At 72.0% G+C, this 16,779-nt stretch carries 12 protein-coding genes; 6 read left to right on the plus strand and 6 right to left on the minus strand.

The window, feature by feature from the left end:
- The first annotated feature begins 187 nt into the window (after positions 1-187).
- The 3 genes from serC to ASC56_RS07760 all read left to right on the plus strand — a co-directional run bounded on the left by serC (position 188) and on the right by ASC56_RS07760 (position 3,195).
- On the plus strand, positions 188-1,306 hold the full coding sequence (serC, locus tag ASC56_RS07750; protein WP_055490477.1) for a phosphoserine transaminase: 1,119 nt from the start codon (positions 188-190) through the stop codon (positions 1,304-1,306).
- A gap of 144 nt (positions 1,307-1,450) precedes the next feature.
- Complete coding sequence (locus tag ASC56_RS07755; RefSeq protein ID WP_055490653.1) at positions 1,451-2,134, plus strand: SGNH/GDSL hydrolase family protein; 684 nt, start codon at positions 1,451-1,453, stop codon at positions 2,132-2,134.
- A 71-nt stretch (positions 2,135-2,205) separates the two neighbouring features.
- The gene (locus ASC56_RS07760) at positions 2,206-3,195 is read left to right on the plus strand and encodes an aldo/keto reductase (RefSeq protein ID WP_055490478.1); all 990 of its coding nucleotides are present in this window, start codon (positions 2,206-2,208) and stop codon (positions 3,193-3,195) included.
- Positions 3,196-4,377: 1,182 nt separating this feature from the next.
- Here ASC56_RS07760 and thpR read toward each other — a convergent pair.
- From thpR to ASC56_RS07775, 3 genes are all read right to left on the minus strand, one after another.
- The gene (gene thpR, locus ASC56_RS07765; protein WP_055490479.1) at positions 4,378-4,950 is read right to left on the minus strand and encodes an RNA 2',3'-cyclic phosphodiesterase; all 573 of its coding nucleotides are present in this window, start codon (positions 4,948-4,950) and stop codon (positions 4,378-4,380) included.
- 147 nt (positions 4,951-5,097) lie between these two features.
- Complete coding sequence (locus ASC56_RS07770; protein ID WP_107309200.1) at positions 5,098-6,555, minus strand: MFS transporter; 1,458 nt, start codon at positions 6,553-6,555, stop codon at positions 5,098-5,100.
- A 97-nt stretch (positions 6,556-6,652) separates the two neighbouring features.
- Complete coding sequence (locus ASC56_RS07775) at positions 6,653-7,090, minus strand: MarR family winged helix-turn-helix transcriptional regulator (RefSeq protein ID WP_055490481.1); 438 nt, start codon at positions 7,088-7,090, stop codon at positions 6,653-6,655.
- A 192-nt stretch (positions 7,091-7,282) separates the two neighbouring features.
- Here ASC56_RS07775 and ASC56_RS07780 point away from each other — a divergent pair, with 192 nt between their 5' ends.
- Positions 7,283-7,465: a ribbon-helix-helix protein, CopG family gene (locus ASC56_RS07780; RefSeq protein WP_055490482.1), complete on the plus strand. Its 183-nt coding sequence runs from the start codon at positions 7,283-7,285 to the stop codon at positions 7,463-7,465.
- Positions 7,466-7,573: 108 nt separating this feature from the next.
- On the opposite strand, the gene ASC56_RS07785 is transcribed toward ASC56_RS07780, so the two are convergent.
- A complete protein-coding gene (locus ASC56_RS07785; protein WP_055490483.1) occupies positions 7,574-9,025 on the minus strand; it encodes an NCS2 family permease in 1,452 nt (483 codons plus the stop codon).
- Positions 9,026-9,267: 242 nt separating this feature from the next.
- Between ASC56_RS07785 and ASC56_RS07790 the strand changes: the two genes are divergently transcribed.
- Positions 9,268-9,522, plus strand: coding sequence for a DUF2530 domain-containing protein (locus ASC56_RS07790; RefSeq protein ID WP_055490484.1), 255 nt, complete (start codon positions 9,268-9,270; stop codon positions 9,520-9,522).
- A 142-nt stretch (positions 9,523-9,664) separates the two neighbouring features.
- Complete coding sequence (locus ASC56_RS07795) at positions 9,665-12,058, plus strand: HAD-IC family P-type ATPase (RefSeq protein WP_055490485.1); 2,394 nt, start codon at positions 9,665-9,667, stop codon at positions 12,056-12,058.
- A 203-nt stretch (positions 12,059-12,261) separates the two neighbouring features.
- Here ASC56_RS07795 and ASC56_RS07800 read toward each other — a convergent pair whose 3' ends face one another.
- Both ASC56_RS07800 and ASC56_RS07805 read right to left on the minus strand, forming a co-directional pair.
- Positions 12,262-15,411 carry a sacsin N-terminal ATP-binding-like domain-containing protein gene (locus ASC56_RS07800; protein WP_055490486.1) on the minus strand — a complete coding sequence of 1,050 codons (3,150 nt, stop codon included), beginning with the start codon at positions 15,409-15,411 and terminating at the stop codon, positions 12,262-12,264.
- Positions 15,412-15,605: 194 nt separating this feature from the next.
- Complete coding sequence (locus ASC56_RS07805) at positions 15,606-16,532, minus strand: DUF3027 domain-containing protein (protein WP_055490487.1); 927 nt, start codon at positions 16,530-16,532, stop codon at positions 15,606-15,608.
- Positions 16,533-16,779 lie beyond the last annotated feature (247 nt).

Below are 16,779 nucleotides of genomic sequence, written 5' to 3' on the forward strand. Positions count from 1 at the left end.
ACGGCGAGCACCCCCCTGAAGACCGGGAGTCCTCGTGGGTCCCCCGGTCGGGGGGTCCTCGTAGATCCTCGTGGGTCCCCCGGTCGGGGGTCCTCGTAGATCCTCACAAGGCCACCGGCCGCAGGACCTCGTCTCATCGAACGGACACGTTTCCGTCCGGTTTCACCGAGGGGATACCCTCCGGCTCGTGGCTGATATCCAGATTCCTGCTGACATCAAGCCCGCGGATGGTCGTTTCGGCGCGGGTCCCTCCAAGGTGCGGGTCGAGGCGCTGGACGCCCTCGCCGCCACGGGTAAGTCCCTGCTCGGCACGTCCCACCGCCAGGCCCCGGTCAAGAACCTCGTCGGCAAGGTGCGGGAGGGTATCCGCGAGCTCTTCCAGCTCCCCGAGGGCTACGAGGTCATCCTCGGCAACGGCGGCTCCACCGCGTTCTGGGACATCGCGACCCACGGCCTGATCGAGAACAAGTCGCAGCACCTCAGCTTCGGCGAGTTCTCCTCCAAGTTCGCGAAGGCCGCGAAGCTCGCCCCCTGGCTGGCCGAGCCCACCGTGATCTCCACCGACCCGGGCACGCACCCCGAGGCGGAGGCCGAGGCGGGCGTCGACGTGTACGCCTTCACGCACAACGAGACGTCGACGGGCGTCGCGATGCCGATCAAGCGTGTCGCGGGCGCCGACGAGGGCTCCCTGGTCCTCGTGGACGCCACCTCCGGGGCCGGCGGCCTTCCCGTCGACATCGCCGAGACGGACGTCTACTACTTCGCCCCGCAGAAGTCCTTCGCCTCCGACGGCGGCCTGTGGATCGGCGTCTTCTCGCCGGCCGCGATCGAGCGTGCCGAGCGCGTCCACGCCTCCGGCCGCCACATCCCGGAGTTCTTCAGCCTCCCCACGGCGATCGACAACTCCCGCAAGAACCAGACGTACAACACCCCGGCCCTCGCCACCCTGTTCCTGCTCAACGAGCAGCTGGAATGGCTCAACGGCCAGGGCGGCCTCGACTGGTCGGTGCGCCGCACGGCCACCTCCGCGCGCACCCTCTACGGCTGGGCCGAGGACATCAAGTACGCCAACCCGTTCGTCGCCGACCCGGCCAAGCGCTCGCAGGTCATCGGCACGATCGACTTCGCGGACGAGATCGACGCCTCGGCCGTCGCCAAGGTCCTGCGCGCCAACGGCATCGTGGACACCGAGCCGTACCGCAAGCTCGGCCGCAACCAGCTCCGTGTCGCGATGTTCCCGGCGATCGACCCGGCGGACATCGAGGCGCTGACGAAGTGCATCGACTACGTGATCGAGAAGCTCTGACCTTCCCGGTACGCGGATGAGGGGCGCCCGGGACACACACCGGACGCCCCTCTGGACCGATCCGTGCGCCCGGCGCCGCGGGGCGTGTCGATCCTCACACCGGGCCACCCCACACGTCCCATGGTGATCGTCCATGATGAGCGGATGCTCAGGCTCATGCCCGTAGGCGACTCCATGACCATCGGCAGCGCGGGCGAACACACATGGCGCTACCGGCTGTGGCAGCACCTGTGCGCGACGTACGGCGGCCCGTGCTCGCTCGTCGGCCCGCGCGAGACGCTGTACGACAAGGCGACCGACACGCCGACGTCGTACGCCTACGCCGAGCCGGACTTCCCGCGCGCCCATCTGGCGGGCTGGGGCGAGGGCTGGGTGCACATGGCCCCCCTGATCGCCCAGGCCGTCAGGGAGACCCGGGCGGACGTACTGCTCGTCTCCCTGGGCCTGATCGACCTGGGCTTCTACACGAACGCCGAACAGACGGCGGAGAACGTACGGCGCTTCGTGGCCCAGGCCCGGACGGCCAATCCGCGCATCCGCATGGTGCTGCTGCCGGTGATCCCGAACATCCGGGCGCAGGCGGACGCCCCGTTCGCGGCCCAGGTGGAGCTCTTCAACGAACTGCTGGCCAAGACGACCGCCGACCTGGACGAGCCCGGCTCGCCGCTGCTGGCGGCCTCACTCCCGCCCTCGTACGACATCCACACGGACACCTACGACGGCACGCACCCGAACGCGAGCGGTGAACACAAGATCGCGGCGGCGTTCGCGGGGGCGATGTACGAGGGGTGGGGGCTGGGGGAGGCGTACGCGGCCGGAAGACGGTGACCGAACCTGAAGCCGACCCGCGGCCAACTCCCCTTGCCTAGAGCGCACTCCACACCGTTGGCTAGGCAGTCATGAAGTACACGCAGCTCGGACGCACAGGACTCAAGGTCAGCCGGCTCGTCCTCGGGACCATGAACTTCGGCCCGCAGACCGAGGAGGCCGACAGCCACGCGATCATGGACGCGGCGCTGGACGCGGGCATCAACTTCTTCGACACCGCCAACGTGTACGGCTGGGGCGAGAACAAGGGCCGTACCGAGAGGATCATCGGCACCTGGTTCGCCCAGGGCGGCGAGCGGCGCGACAAGGTCGTGCTCGCCACCAAGGTGTACGGCAACATGGCCCCGGACGGCGACGCCTGGCCCAACCATGACAAGCTCTCCGCCCTCAACATCCGTCGCTCGGTCGACGCCAGCCTCAAGCGGCTGGGGACCGACTACATCGACCTGTACCAGTTCCACCACATCGACCGGAGCACTCCGTTCGACGAGATCTGGCAGGCCATGGACGTGCTGGTGCAGCAGGGGAAGATCCTCTACGCGGGCTCCAGCAACTTCCCCGGCTACAAGATCGCCCAGGCCAACGAGACCGCCGCCGGGCGCGGCTCCTTGGGGCTCGTCAGCGAACAGTGCCTCTACAACCTCTACGAGCGCCGCGCCGAGATGGAGGTCATCCCGGCCGCGCGGGACTACGGGCTCGGCGTCATCCCGTGGTCGCCGCTGCACGGCGGGCTGCTGGGCGGCGTCATCAAGAAGGAGGCCGAGGGTGGACGCCGGGCGAGCGGCCGGACCGCCGACGCACTCACCGATCCCGCCGTCCGCGCCAAGATCCAGGCCTACGAGGAACTGCTGGAGAAGCACGGGCTCGAACCCGGCGAGGCCGCCCTCGCGTGGCTGCTGACCCGCCCCGGCATCACCGGCCCGATCGTCGGCCCGCGCACCGCGCAGCAGCTGGAATCGGCGCTGCGCGCGGTCGAGCTGGAGCTCTCGGAGGAGGTGCTGGCGGGCCTGGAGGAGATCTTCCCGGGCACGGGCCCGTCCCCGGAGGCATTCGCCTGGTAGCCGGTGGGGCGGCACGCGGAGCGGCCCGGCCGCGGGGCCGCGCGGGTGGGGCGGCACGCGGAGCCGCCCGGCCGCGGGGCCGCGCGCCGAAGCCGTTGCCAGGCCGCCGCCGGCGATTCCGGGACGCGCAGGGCACGCCCGAGGGCTGAGCCACCCCGGCGGGGGTCGGCCCCGCCGGGTCGCCGGGGTCCGGGAGCCGCGCCCTGGCCGAGAACCCGGGCCCGGGCCCGGGGGTCGGCTGGAAGGCCGACTCCGGGCTCCGGGCGATCGGCCGGGAGGCCAGCTCCAGGCTCCGGGCGATCGGCCGGAAGGCCAGCTCCAGGCCCCGAGCGTCAGCCGCAAGGTCGGGCTTCAGGCTCCGCGTCGGCCGGAAGGCTGGCCACAGGCCCCGGGCCCGGGCGTCAGCCGCAAGGCTGGCCACAGGCCCCGAGCGTCAGCCGCAAGGCCAGCTCCGGGCTCGGGCGTCGGCCGGGAGGCCGGCTTTCAGGCTCCGGGCGTCAGCCGCAAGGCCAGCTCCAGGCCCCGAGCGTCAGCCACAAGGCCAGCTCCAGGCTCCGGGCGATCGGCCGGAAGGCCAGCTCCAGGCCCCGGGTGTCAACCGCAAGGCCGGCTTCAGGCTCCGGGCCCGGGCGTCGGCCACAAGGCCAGCTCCGGGCTCGGGCGTCGGCCGGAGGCCGGCTTTCAGGCTCCGGGCGGCAGCCGCAAGGCCAGCCACAGCCCCCGAGCGTCAGCCGCAAGGTCGGCTTCAGGCCCCGGGCGTCGGCCGGAAGGCCAACCACAGACCCCGAGCGTCGGCCACAAGGCCAACCACAGACCCCGAGCGGCAGCCGCAAGGCCAGCTCCAGGCCCCGGGCGGCAGCCGAAGCCAGCTCCAAGCTCCGAGGTCGGCAAGGCCAGCTCCAGCCTCCGGGCGGCAGCCGGAAGCCGGCTCCACGCTCCGGGCGTCGGCCGTAAGCCGGCTTCATCCGGGCTCCCGGCGTCGGCCGACAGGTCTCAGGGACAAGAGCCAACCCGCCCGGCGGGCCTCACGACAACAGCGAACCCGCCCGGGCAGGGCGCTGGCGGTGGTCTACTTGCCGACCGCCGCCGCCAGCGCCACCACCGCGAACATCAGCACGAGCACACCGGCCATGATCCGGTTACGGGTCTTCGGGTCCACGTACCGAGACTAACCGGCCCTCATCACCCGTCCGCGCCGAGCCCCCACCGCTCCACCGTCTCGTGCCGCGGCTGCTCACCCGCCACCCCCGACCTCGGCAGCCGACTGCGTACCAGGCACAGCTCGTCGACCGTCCACTCCTGCCCCACGAACGCGTCCAGCGCCGTGACGTAGGGCCGGAAGTCCGCGGAACCCCGGTTGCTGCGGGCCAGCGTCAGATGCGGACGGTAGCGGCGGTGCTCCCCCGTCTCCACCCCCGCCTTCCGGCCCGCGGACTCCGCGCGGTCGGCGAGCAGCCGCATCGCCGCGACATCGCCGGACGCCCCCACCCACAGCGCCCGTCCGCCGAAGTGTCCGCCCCGGCACAGGGACAGCGGAAACGGCTCGGTGCGCCGGGCCGCCCGCGACAGCCGCTCCGAGAGGTCCGGTACCACGTCTTCCGCCACCTCGCCGTAGAAGGCGAGTGTGAAGTGCCAGGCCGGCCGTTCCGTCCAGCGCAGCCCCCGGGCCCCCGGCATCCCCTCCAACTCGTGTACGACCGAGGCGAGTTCACGGATCGCGTCCGGGGGTGGCAGCACCGCGGCGAAGAGTCTCATGACGTCACCCTTCCAGGGAACGGATCACGCGGCCAACGGCCATCAGACCCAGGCCTTCACCGTCGGGGACGACCGGTGGCCCGGACAGGTGCCGGCGCGCCGCGTGTGAGCCGCGCCGGGGGCGCCCCGTGGGCGCCCCCTACCCGGTCACACCGACACGGGCGCCGACCGCGCCGGCTGCTCCAGCCGCTCACGCGGCACGAACCGCACCCGGGGGTGCCCCTGGTGCCAGCCCACGGCGAGGCGCAGACCGCCGGACCGGGCCAGGATCAGACCGATGGTCACGGCCGCCGCCGCCGAGACCAGTCCGCCCGCGGCGAAGCCGACCCGGGCGCCGTACGCGTCCGTGATCCAGCCGACCACCGGCGCTCCCAGCGGCGTACCGCCCATGAAGACCATCATGAACAGGGCTATGACGCGGCCGCGCATCGCAGGGTCCGTGCCCATCTGGACGGCCGTGTTCGCCGTGACGTTCACCGTCAGGCCGAAGATCCCTATCGGGACCATGAGCAGCGAGAACAGCCACAGCGACGGGGCGCCGGCCGCCACGATCTCCAGCGCGCCGAAGAGGGCCGCCGCCGCGATCAGCACGCGCAGCCGGGCCGTGCCGCGGCGGGCGGCGAGCAGCGCGCCGGTCAGTGAGCCGAGCGCCATCAGCGTGTTGAAGAGGCTGTAGGCACCGGCGCCCGCGTGGAAGACGTCGTCCGCGTACGCCGACAGCCAGACCGGGAAGTTGAAGCCGAAGGTGCCGATGAAGCCGACCAGGACGATCGGCCAGATCAGCTCCGGGTGCCCGGCGACATAGCGCAGGCCCTCGCGGAGCTGGCCCTTGCCGCGCGGGGCGCGTTCCACGACGTGCAGCTCCCGGGCGCGCATCAGCAGCAGGCCGGCGACGGGGGCGAGGAAGGACAGGCCGTTGAGCAGGAAGGCCCAGCCCGTGCCGACGCCGGTGATCAGGACGCCGGCCACCGCGGGACCGACCAGACGGGCGGACTGGAAGTTCGCCGAGTTCAGGCTGACCGCGTTCTGGAGCTGCCGGGGGCCGACCATCTCGGAGACGAAGGACTGGCGGGCCGGGTTGTCGACGACCGTGGCCAGTCCGACGGCGAAGGCCGCCAGGTATACGTGCCAGACCTGGACATCGCCGGAGAGGGTCAGGAATGCCAGGACGAGGCCCGTGGCGCCCATCGCCGACTGGGTGACCAGCAGGGTCGGGCGCTTGGGAAGGCGGTCGACGAGGACACCGCCGTAGAGGCCGAAGAGCAGCATCGGCAGGAACTGCAGCGCCGTGGTGACACCGACGGCGGTGGAGGAGCCGGTCAGGCTCAGCACCAGCCAGTCCTGGGCGATGCGCTGCATCCAGGTGCCGGTGTTGGAGACGACCTGGCCGAGGAAGAAGAGCCGGTAGTTGCGAACGCGCAGGGAGCTGAACATCGAGGACGGGCGGGGCTCGACCGCCTCGGCGGATGCGGGCCCCCGCGCAGACGTGAGGGTGGGGTGGGGCCGGGTCGGACGGGTCTCGTGGGCAGACGGGGCGTCGTGGGTGGACGGGGAGTCGTGGGTGGCTGGTGCGGGGGCGGAAGCTGCTCCGGGTCCCGAACTCAAAGGGGTTCGCCTCCTTGCGATGACGGCTTCGTATCCTTGCGATGACGGCTTCGTACGTACGCGGGCGTGGGCCGCGCCGGTCAGGGATGTGCCCCGGTCACAGGTGCGCGAGCTTCTCCAGCACGGGGGCGGCGGCGCGGAGTTTCGCCCACTCGTCCTCGTCCAGGGCCTCGACCAGTCCGGCAAGGAAGGCGTTCCGCTTGCGGCGGCTCTCCTCGAGCATCGCCTCGGCCCGCTCGGTCTGCGTGACCACCTTCTGACGCCGGTCCTCCGGGTGCGGCTCCAGCCTGACCAGGCCCTTGCTCTCCAGCAGCGCCACGATGCGGGTCATCGAGGGCGGCTGGACGTGCTCCTTGCGGGCGAGCTCGCCCGGGGTGGCGGAGCCGCAGCGGGCCAGCGTGCCGAGCACCGACATCTCGGTGGGGCTCAGCGACTCGTCGACCCGCTGGTGCTTGAGTCGGCGCGACAGGCGCATCACAGCGGAGCGCAGAGCGTTCACGGCGGCAGCGTCGTCGCCATGGGTCAGGTCAACCATGCTCTTTAGGGTAACTCATTACTTTCCCTAAAGACCACTGGAGCGTGACGCCCCACGGGTGACTCCGGCCACTGCGGGCCCGCGTTCCCGGGCTCCTCCGGGAAATTCCCGAGCTGCACCTATCACCCATATGAGTGATATAGCGGCGGAACGTGACGCCCCGCCCGCCCGGGTACGGCGACCCTCGTAGGCATGGGGACCAACGTGCTCAGCGTGCGGATAGACAGGGAGCTGCTGGAGCGGCTCCGGCACCATGCCGCCAGAAGAGGAATGAGCGTCCAGGACTATGTCGTCCGGACGCTCATTCGGGATGACTTCGACGAGCGGTTCCAGGCCGCCGTCGAGGAGACAGAGAGGTTCTACGGGGTCACCTGACCCCGACGGATCGGATGACCCCGGCGGGATCGGATGACCCCCGCGGGATCAGGTGACCCCCGCGGAATCAGGTGCCCACAGCGGATCAGGTCAGGCCCAGAGCCCGCATCAGGTGAGGCCCAGCGCCGGCATCAGGTAGTAGAAGGCGAAGACCGCCGCCACCACGTACATCGGGACCGGGACCTCACGGCCGCGCCCGGCCGCCAGGCGCAGGGCCGCGAAGGTGATGAAGCCCATGCCGATCCCGTTCGTGATCGAGTACGTGAACGGCATCATCATCATCGTCACGAAGGCCGGGATCGCGATCGTGTGGTCCGCCCAGTCGATCTCCCTGACCGAGTTGGACAGGATCAGGAAGCCGACCGCGACCAGCGCCGGGGTGGCCGCCTGTGACGGGACCATCGTGGCGACCGGGGTGAGCAAGAGGGCCGCCGCGAAGAGGGCACCGGTGACGACGTTCGCGAAGCCCGTGCGCGCACCCTCGCCGACGCCCGCCGTGGACTCCACGAAGCAGGTGGTGGCCGAGGAGGAGCTGGCACCGCCCGCCGCGACGGCGATGCCGTCCACGAAGAGCACCTTGTTGATGCCGGGCATGTTGCCCTCGGCGTCGGTCAGCTTGGCCTCGTCGCTGATGCCCATGATCGTGCCCATCGCGTCGAAGAAGGACGACAGCAGGACCGTGAAGACGAAGAGGATTCCGGTCAGCACGCCGACCTTGCCGAAGCCGCCGAACAGGCTGACCTTGCCGATCAGGCCGAAGTCGGGGGTGGCGACCGGGTTACCCGGCCACTTCGGGACGGTCAGACCCCACGTGGGGATCTTGGCGACCGCGTTGAGGACGAGTGCGAGGACCGTCATCGTGACGATCGAGATCAGGATCGCGCCCGGCACCTTGCGGACGATCAGCGCGAAGGTGAGCAGCGTGCCGAGGATGAACACCAGGACCGGCCAGCCGTTGAGGTGGCCGTCGGCGCCGAGCTGGAGGGGGACCGTGGTCTGCGCGATGTCCGGGATACGGGTGACGAAGCCGGAGTCCACCAGACCGATCAGCATGATGAACAGGCCGATGCCGATCGAGATGCCCTTGCGCAGGCCGAGCGGCACGGCGTTCATCACGCGCTCACGTAGACCGGTGGCGACCAGCACCATCACCAAGAAGCCGGCGAGGACGACCATGCCCATCGCGTCCGGCCACGACATGCGCGGGGCGAGCTGGAGCGCGACGACCGTGTTCACACCGAGACCGGCGGCGAGCGCGATCGGGACATTGCCGATCACACCCATGAGCAGGGTGGTGAAGGCGGCGGTCAGGGCGGTCGCGGTGACCAGCTGGCCATGGTCGAGGTGGTGCCCGTACATGTCCTTCGCGCTACCGAGGATGATCGGATTCAGCACGATGATGTACGCCATCGCAAAGAAGGTGGCGAAACCGCCACGGATCTCACGCGACAGCGTGCTGCCCCGCTCGGAGATCTTGAAGTAGCGGTCGAGGGCGCCGGACGCGGGCCGGCTACCCGGCTGCTGCGGGGCGGAGGCCTTGGCGGGGGCCGAGGTGGGCATGCGGGACCTCAATGGTGCGCGGGGGATCGTGGACAAACGTGATCGAGTCTCGCCTTCGCCTGATCACCAACAGGTTCCCCCATACGTCTGTTGGTGTTTCGTACGAATACAAATGGCCAGACTCGAACAGTTTCAGTATGAACATATAAGGCGCAGATCGCTATCTCCGCGCGTAGACCCTTGGCGCACAAGGCACCCGGGGTCCTCACCGGTCCCGCACGATCCCCTCGTAAGCTGTGCGCATGGCGAAGTGGACCCCCAGACACGAGGCGCCGGAGCCCCTTGAGGGCCCCGTGGTCGCCACCATCACCGGCGGCACGATCCTCTGGTTCGTCCTCTTCCTCGCCCAGCTGCCGTTCTACGGCTGGTTCGCCGAGCACGGACACACCTGGTGGCTGTGGACGTGCCTGGCGGGCGGAGGCCTCGGCTGCATCGGGATCTGGTACGTACGCAGGCGGGACGCGGCGATCAAGCGGGCCGCGGCCGCCGAGCGGTAGCGGGGTCGGGCCGTACCGGCCGCCGAGCGGTAGCGCCCCGGGGTCGGGCCGTACAACCACGGCACGAGACCCGTCCTCCCGTGGTCGGATCTTTGCGGCGCTCGGCGGGTGAAGGCCCATATCCACACGTACCGTCGAATGCATGACGCACATCGACGCGGGCGCCGGACTCGACCCCGTACACCCCGCCCCCGTGCCGGAGCGGGCGCGGGGGCTGTCCGCCGCCGAGGTGGCCGAGCGGGTCGCCCGCGGTCAGGTCAACGACATACCGCTGCGCAGCAGCCGCTCCCTGGGCGAGATCGTCCGCGCGAACGTCTTCACCCGCTTCAACGCGATCATCGGTGTGCTCTGGCTGATCATGCTGTTCGTGGCACCGTTCCAGGACAGCCTGTTCGGATACGTGATCATCGCCAACGCCGGCATCGGCGTCATCCAGGAGTGGCGCGCCAAGAAGACCCTGGACTCGCTCGCGGTCATCGGCGAGGCGAGGCCGACGGTCCGCCGGGACGGAATGGCCGCCGAGGTCGCCACGTCCGACATCGTGCTCGACGACATCATGGAGATCGGGCCCGGGGACAAGATCGTGGTCGACGGCACCTGTGTCGAGACCGACGGGCTGGAGATCGACGAGTCGCTGCTGACCGGTGAGGCCGATCCCGTCGTCAAACAGCCCGGCGATCCGGTCATGTCCGGCAGCTTCGTCGTCGCGGGAGGCGGCGCCTTCAAGGCGACCAAGGTGGGACGCGAGGCCTACGCCGCCCAGCTCGCCGAGGAGGCGACCCGCTTCACGCTCGTCCACTCCGAGCTGCGCAGCGGGATCTCCACGATCCTCAAGTACGTGACGTGGATGATGGTCCCGACCGCGATAGGCCTGGCCATCAGCCAGCTGGTGGTCAAGCAGGGCGGGTTCAAGGACTCCATCGCCCGTGCGGTCGGCGGCATCGTGCCCATGGTCCCCGAAGGGCTCGTCCTGCTGACCTCCGTGGCCTTCGCCATCGGTGTCATCCGGCTGGGGCGCAAGCAGGTCCTCGTCCAGGAGCTGCCCGCCATCGAGGGGCTCGCCCGCGTCGACACCGTCTGCCTCGACAAGACGGGCACCCTCACCGAGGGCGGCATGGACGTCACCGAACTGCGGCCTCTGCAGGGCGCCGACGAGACGTACGTACGGAAGGTCCTCGGCGCGCTCGGCGAGTCGGACCCGCGCCCGAACGCCTCCCTCCAGGCGATCATCGACGCCTACCCGGACAGCGAGGACTGGCGCTGCACCGAGGCCCTGCCCTTCTCCTCCGCCCGCAAGTACAGCGGCGCCTCCTTCAGCGAGGGCAACGGCGAGTCCAGTACATGGCTGCTCGGCGCCCCGGACGTCCTCCTGAACCCCGACGACCCGGCCCTGGCAGAAACGGTGCGGCTCAACGAGCAGGGGCTGCGCGTGCTGCTGCTCGCCCGCGCCTCCCGGGACCTCGACGACACCCGGATCAAGGACGGCGCCCGGCCCACCGCCCTGGTCGTCCTGGAGCAGCGGCTGCGCCCGGACGCCGCCGACACCCTGCGCTATTTCGCCGAGCAGAACGTCCACGCCAAGGTGATCTCCGGAGACAACGCGGTGTCCGTGGGCGCGGTGGCCGGGAAGCTCGGCATCGCCGGCCGGGTCCTGGACGCCCGTCGGCTGCCCTCGAACCAGGCGGAGATGGCCAAGTCACTGGACAAGGGCACCGTCTTCGGCCGGGTCACCCCGCAGCAGAAGCGGGACATGGTCGGCGCGCTGCAGTCGCGCGGGCACACGGTGGCGATGACCGGCGACGGCGTGAACGACGTGCTCGCGCTGAAGGACGCGGACATCGGCGTCTCGATGGGTTCGGGCTCGGAGGCGACCCGGGCCGTGGCCCAGATCGTGCTGCTCGACAACAGCTTCGCGACGCTTCCGTCGGTGGTCGGCGAGGGGCGGCGAGTGATCGGGAACATCACGCGAGTCGCCACGCTCTTCCTGGTCAAGACGGTGTATTCGGTGCTGCTGGCGGTGCTGGTGGTGTGCTGGCAGGTGGAGTACCCGTTCCTGCCGCGGCATCTGACCCTGCTGTCGACCCTGACGATCGGCGTCCCGGCCTTCTTCCTGGCGCTCGCCCCCAACAAGGAGAGGGCGAAACCCCACTTCGTCCGGCGGGTGATGCGGTACTCGATCCCGGGCGGGGTGGTGGCGGCGGTCGCCACCTTCGTCACCTATCTGATCGCCCGGCACTCCTACACGGGCCCGGGTGCGCTGGACGCGCAGACCAGCGCGGCCACCCTGACGCTCTTCCTGATCTCCATGTGGGTGCTCGCGATCATCGCGCGGCCCTACACCTGGTGGCGGCTCGCCCTGGTGGCCGCGATGGGTGTGGCGTTCCTGTGCGTCCTGATCGTGCCCTCGTTGCAGCACTTCTTCGCGCTGAGGCTGGTCGGGATGACGATCCCGTGGGTCGCGGTGGGCATCGCGGCGGTGGCGGCGGCCGCCCTGGAGTTCCTGTGGAAGTGGGTCGACCGTCGCTTCCCCGCGTGACGCCGTGAGATTCGTATGCCCCGCGGCGGCCCTACGCGGACGCGTTGCGGCGCCTCACCGGCATGGGCCCGGGCGGCCGGGCGCACGGCGCACTCCGGGGGCGCCCCGGCAGGGCGGCCCCGGATCGCGTGGTGGACCGAAGCCGGTCACCTCACGTCGACGCTCGTCCCCCCACCACCCGGGCACCCCTCGACATGTGGCCCTCAGTCGAACCAGCGGTCCCGCGCCAGTTCCTCCGTGCGGGACGGGTCCTCCAGAAGGGCGGCGACCTCGAAGCGGCGCGGCCACTGCCCGGCCGCCCAGGCGAGCCCGGCGGCGACGCCCTCCAGGGTCGAGGCGTGCAGAACGCCGTCGTCGGTGAGCCGCCAGTCGATCTCCACGCCGTCGACGACGAGCTCCTCGTGCTCGACGTACGAGGCCGGGGTGGACGCGCCGAGCAGGACGCGTACGGACTCCGGTACGTCGTGCTCGACCCCCTCGGAGGTCACCTCGCCCGTCACCGACTCGCTCAGCCGCCGCACCTGGAACAGCTCGGCGAGATCGGCCGCCCGCGTGGGGCGCACGGGCAGCAGCGGGACGCCCTCGGCGAAGGGCAGCAGGTCGGGCGAGTCGACGACCACCGCGTCGGCGGCGTCCACCACGGTCACCCGGCCGTCGACGACCGCGCGCAGCTCGTCCGGCAGGGTCACCTGCTCCGGGTCGAGGTCGGCCAACGCGGTGTACAGGGCGTGGAGCTGGGCGGCCGAGACGTGCCGCTCCGGGTCGGCGAGCCGGTCCAGCAGCTCGGCCGCGCCGCCGGGCTCGTCGAGCAGGGCGGCCACGGACGTCCGTACGCCCAGGGCCCGCAGCACCTGCTCGTCCTCGAAGCCGGTCGCGTCGGCCTCGTCGTACAGGCCGTGCAGCAGCGGATCGCCGCCCGCGGCGCGCAGACCGGCGGGCCGCCGCCCGCCGAGCACGGGGTGGCCGCGCAGCCACCAGGCCGTGTACGGCCGCACGACCTCGTGCGTGCCGTCCGGGAGCAGGATCCGCACCGGCTGGGTGAGCGCGTCCCGCAGCGGGGGCTGAGAGAGGAGGGCGAGGGCCTGCGGCCAGTGGTCGTCGTCGACGAGGTCGAGGTCGCGCACGGCGACGATCTCGGTCGCCACCGGCGGCACGGGGGTTTCGGGCAGCCGGTCCAGGACGTCCTCGCACCACACGTCGACGGCGTCGAGCAGACCGACGTCGTCGGGCTCGGCGAAGTCCGCGTCCCGGGGCTCCAGTTCGTCCGGGTCGAGGACGACATCGGTGGCCCGGACGAGGGCGAAGTTGGCGAGCACACCGCAGGCGGCCAACGGCCGTTCTCCCCAGCGCTCTGTCAACTCGGCGTCTGTCAGGGCCAGTTCGCCCTCGCGCATGACACTCGCGAAGGGGCTGCCGGGCAGGACGAGTTCGCCGGCGGGCGCGAGTTCGCCGTCCTCGTCGAGCAGGGCGAGGGCGCCCAGCCAGGGCTCCTCACCGGGTTCGAGACCGGCCTCCCGGACGAGGGCGAGGACGGTGTCGGCCAACTCGTCGGCGTCCAGGCCCTCCTGGTCCCAGCCGGGTCCCTCGTCGTCGAGGGAGGCGGCGACCGCGGCCCGCACCTGCGGGGTGGTCAGGACGGCGCGCGGAGTGGCCGGCAGGGCGCCCAGCTTCTCCAGCAGAGGGTGGGCGGCCTCCGGGTGGGCGACCTTGAGGCCCAGCCGGGCCAGTGCGTCGGGAGCCACCGGCGGTCCGTCGGGGGTGGGCAGCAGAACCTGCCGGGGCCCGATGGTCGTACGGCCTCCCCCCGTGCCGAACGCCTGGGACGGACCCCCGGCCAGCGGCACGGGCAGTCCCGAGAGCCGGTCCGGGTCGACACCGGCCAGGCTGTCGTAAAGCCGCCACCACCAGCCGGGCTCCCTCTCCAGACCCGCGAGCCGGTCGACCGCCTCGGTCAGCGGCACCCGGGCGACACCCAGCGTCCGCAGTTCCACACGGCGTTCCAGGCCCGCGGGCAGCAGGCTGGGCAGCACCTCGGCGAGCACCCGTACGGTCCCCGCGCCGGCGCCCTCGACGATCTCGGCGTCCCGCGGGCGCAGCGCCTCGGGCAGTTCGGAGTCGTCTCCCGGGTCGTTGGCGGGCGGCAGGAAGGCGGTGCGCGGCAGCCGGTCGAGCAGGGCCGCGCGCAGCGCGCCGTCCAGCTCGCCCTTGCCGAGCGGGCCCGGCACCAGGTCGATGACGCCGGAGGTCACCGGCCGCCAGTCGGCGAGGAGTTCGGCGTAGGCGTCGGCGGCCCGCTCCACCAGGTGGTCGGTGAGCGGGCCGGGGGCGACGTGACGGCGGCTGGTGTCCAGCGGGAACGACGCGATGAGCAGGGCGGGCACACCGAGCACCTCGTCGCTGGGGGTGGGGGCGTGCACGACCGGGGCGGTACGAGGGCGGGCCGGGGTGCCGTCGGCGTCGACCGGGACGGCCCAGGTGAGGGACCAGTGGGGACGCAGCCGCTCCTCGACCGGGCGGTCCGCGAGGAGGTCCGGGGTGAGCGGGCCGTGGTGCGAGGCGGTGCGCCAGCGGGTGATGCCGTCGCGGGAGTCCTCGATGACCGTGTCGGTGCCCTCGGTGCGGCGGCGCAGGGTGCGGGTGTCCTGATCGCCGATCTCGACGACCACTTCCGCCAGCCCGGGAAGGGCGAGGAGGAGGGCGTCGTCGACCGCCCGGAGAAGCCGTTCGGCCAGGTCGGCGGCGGCCGTGTCGCGCAGCGGGAGGATGACGACGGTGTCGTAGCGGTCCGGGGCGCTGCCCTCGGCGGCGAACGGCAGCCGCAGCAGCGGCACGTGCCCGTCGCGGCGGCGGATCTCGTCGCCGAGGCCGGGGCTGTGCAGGGCGGTCTCGGTGGCCAGTTCGCGGGCCTCGGCCAGGGACCAGCGGACCCCGCCGTGCCGGCCGACGACGGCGGGTTCGTCGGTGACGGCGAGGACGGCGGCGAAGCCGACGCCGAAGCGGCCGACGGCCTGGTCCTGGGTGTCACGCTTGGCGGAGGCGCGCAGCGTGGACAGCGACTCGACACCGGCCGCGTCCAGGGGAGCGCCGGTGTTGGCGGCGACAAGGACACCGTCGCGGAGGGTGAGCCGGAGCCGGCCTGGCACCTGCGCCCGGGCCGCCGCGTCGGCGGCGTTCTGCGCGAGCTCGACGACCAGACGGTCGCGGTACCCGCCGAGTACGAGGTCCTCCTCGGCGTTGGCGTCCTCGCGGAACCGGGCCGGGCTGGTGGCCCAGGCGTCCAGCACCCCGCGCCGCAGGCGCGCCGTCCCGAACGGGTCCGCGCCCTCGACTGCCGGCCGCACGAACTTGCTCACGGTTCACTCTCCCTCTCAGCGCTGCGGGATGAAGGTACCGTGCGCCGGGGGTGCCGTAGCCCATGGAAGGCGCCGCTTGCCGGGGTGGCTGCCCCGGGGGCCGCCCCTCCCGGACTCCGCCTCGGCCTGAACGGCCTCGTCCGCAGGCGCCGAACGGGCCGAGTGGCCCCGGCGGGCCGGGATGCGCGGCGGTCCTACGAGTGCCCCAGCTCCGCCGAGGTCTCGTCCGCCACCGGCGGCACCGAACCCGAGTCCGGCGCGGGGCGCAGCGGGAACGGTTCCACCTTCGTCTCGTCGACCACCGGCGGAGCCGGTCTCGGTGTCCTCGGCATGACGGCCGCCTCCGAGTGGGCGCCGCAGCCGTACGAGAGGGAGACCACGCGGCCGTCCGCCGGGGAGAACTCGTTGGCGCACACGCCGAACGCCTGGCCCAGCGAGCCCCCGATCGGCACCAGGAAGGCGCAGGTGGCACAGGTCGCGGGCGCCGCCTGGGCCATCGGCGTCTGGGGGCCGAAGGCGTCCTCCCAGCGGTCCGCCGCGGTGTGCAGGCCGTAGCGGGACAGGACCCGGGCGCGACGCAAGCCCAGTTCCTCCGCGACCGCCGCGATCGAGCCGCGCGACGGCGTGATCGGCAGGTTCGCCGGAGTTCCGGCGGTCACCTCCGCGTCCTCCGCCTCGGCCAGTTCCGCCATCTCGCCGGAGACCGCGGAGTTCGGCGGCGCCTCGTCCTCGCCCGTGAAACCGGGCTCCAGGCGCAGGTCCTCGGCCTCCGTCGGCAGCAGGTCCCCGGGGCCCAGATCACCGGGGCGCAGCCGCTCGCTCCACGGCACCCACTCCGGAGCGAGCAGCGCGTCGGGGCCGGGCAGCAGCACCGTCTCGTCGAGCGTGACCACCTTCGCGCGGGAGGCCCGGGCGACGGTCACCGCCCAGCGCCAGCCCCGGTACCCCAGCTCCTTGGCCTCGAAGAAGTGCGTGACAACGCGGTCGCCCTCGGACACCATCCCGACGTGCTCGCCGACGACCCCGGGCGCGGCAGCCTCCTCGGCGGCGGTGCGGGCGAGGTCGACGGCCTCGGCGCACAGGCGGTCGGGGGTGCGGCTTCGCGTGCTCGCTGCGCTCACAGGTATCGCTTCTCTCCTACGCCGTCTCACGGTGCGCCCTTCCTCGGCTGGGGGTGCGGACGGAGCGGACCGGGGGGCCGCGTCGACGTCCGCGCCCGATCGCGCTCGGGCGCACCTACACCACCCATTCTGCGGGATGGATGAGAGGCGCGCGGCCGAGAACAATCGCCACGGCGCGCTACGCACGCTACCCTCTCCCGGCCCCGGGGCCCACACCGAGTGGCTGCGCTTTCGCGTCACCCGGTCC

Origin of the sequence: Streptomyces sp. TP-A0356, from assembly GCF_001417775.1 — a bacterium.
Taxonomy (GTDB): Bacteria; Actinomycetota; Actinomycetes; order Streptomycetales; family Streptomycetaceae; genus Streptomyces.

Coding starts and splice junctions, on each gene's coding strand:
- ASC56_RS07755 (WP_055490653.1), top strand. CDS start 1,451: ATGCTCAGGCTCATGCCCGTAGGCGACTCCATGACCATCGGCAGCGCG.
- ASC56_RS07790 (WP_055490484.1), top strand. CDS start 9,268: ATGGCGAAGTGGACCCCCAGACACGAGGCGCCGGAGCCCCTTGAGGGC.
- ASC56_RS07795 (WP_055490485.1), top strand. CDS start 9,665: ATGACGCACATCGACGCGGGCGCCGGACTCGACCCCGTACACCCCGCC.
- ASC56_RS07785 (WP_055490483.1), bottom strand. CDS start 9,025: ATGCCCACCTCGGCCCCCGCCAAGGCCTCCGCCCCGCAGCAGCCGGGT.
- ASC56_RS07760 (WP_055490478.1), top strand. CDS start 2,206: ATGAAGTACACGCAGCTCGGACGCACAGGACTCAAGGTCAGCCGGCTC.
- thpR (WP_055490479.1), bottom strand. CDS start 4,950: ATGAGACTCTTCGCCGCGGTGCTGCCACCCCCGGACGCGATCCGTGAA.
- ASC56_RS07780 (WP_055490482.1), top strand. CDS start 7,283: ATGGGGACCAACGTGCTCAGCGTGCGGATAGACAGGGAGCTGCTGGAG.
- ASC56_RS07775 (WP_055490481.1), bottom strand. CDS start 7,090: ATGGTTGACCTGACCCATGGCGACGACGCTGCCGCCGTGAACGCTCTG.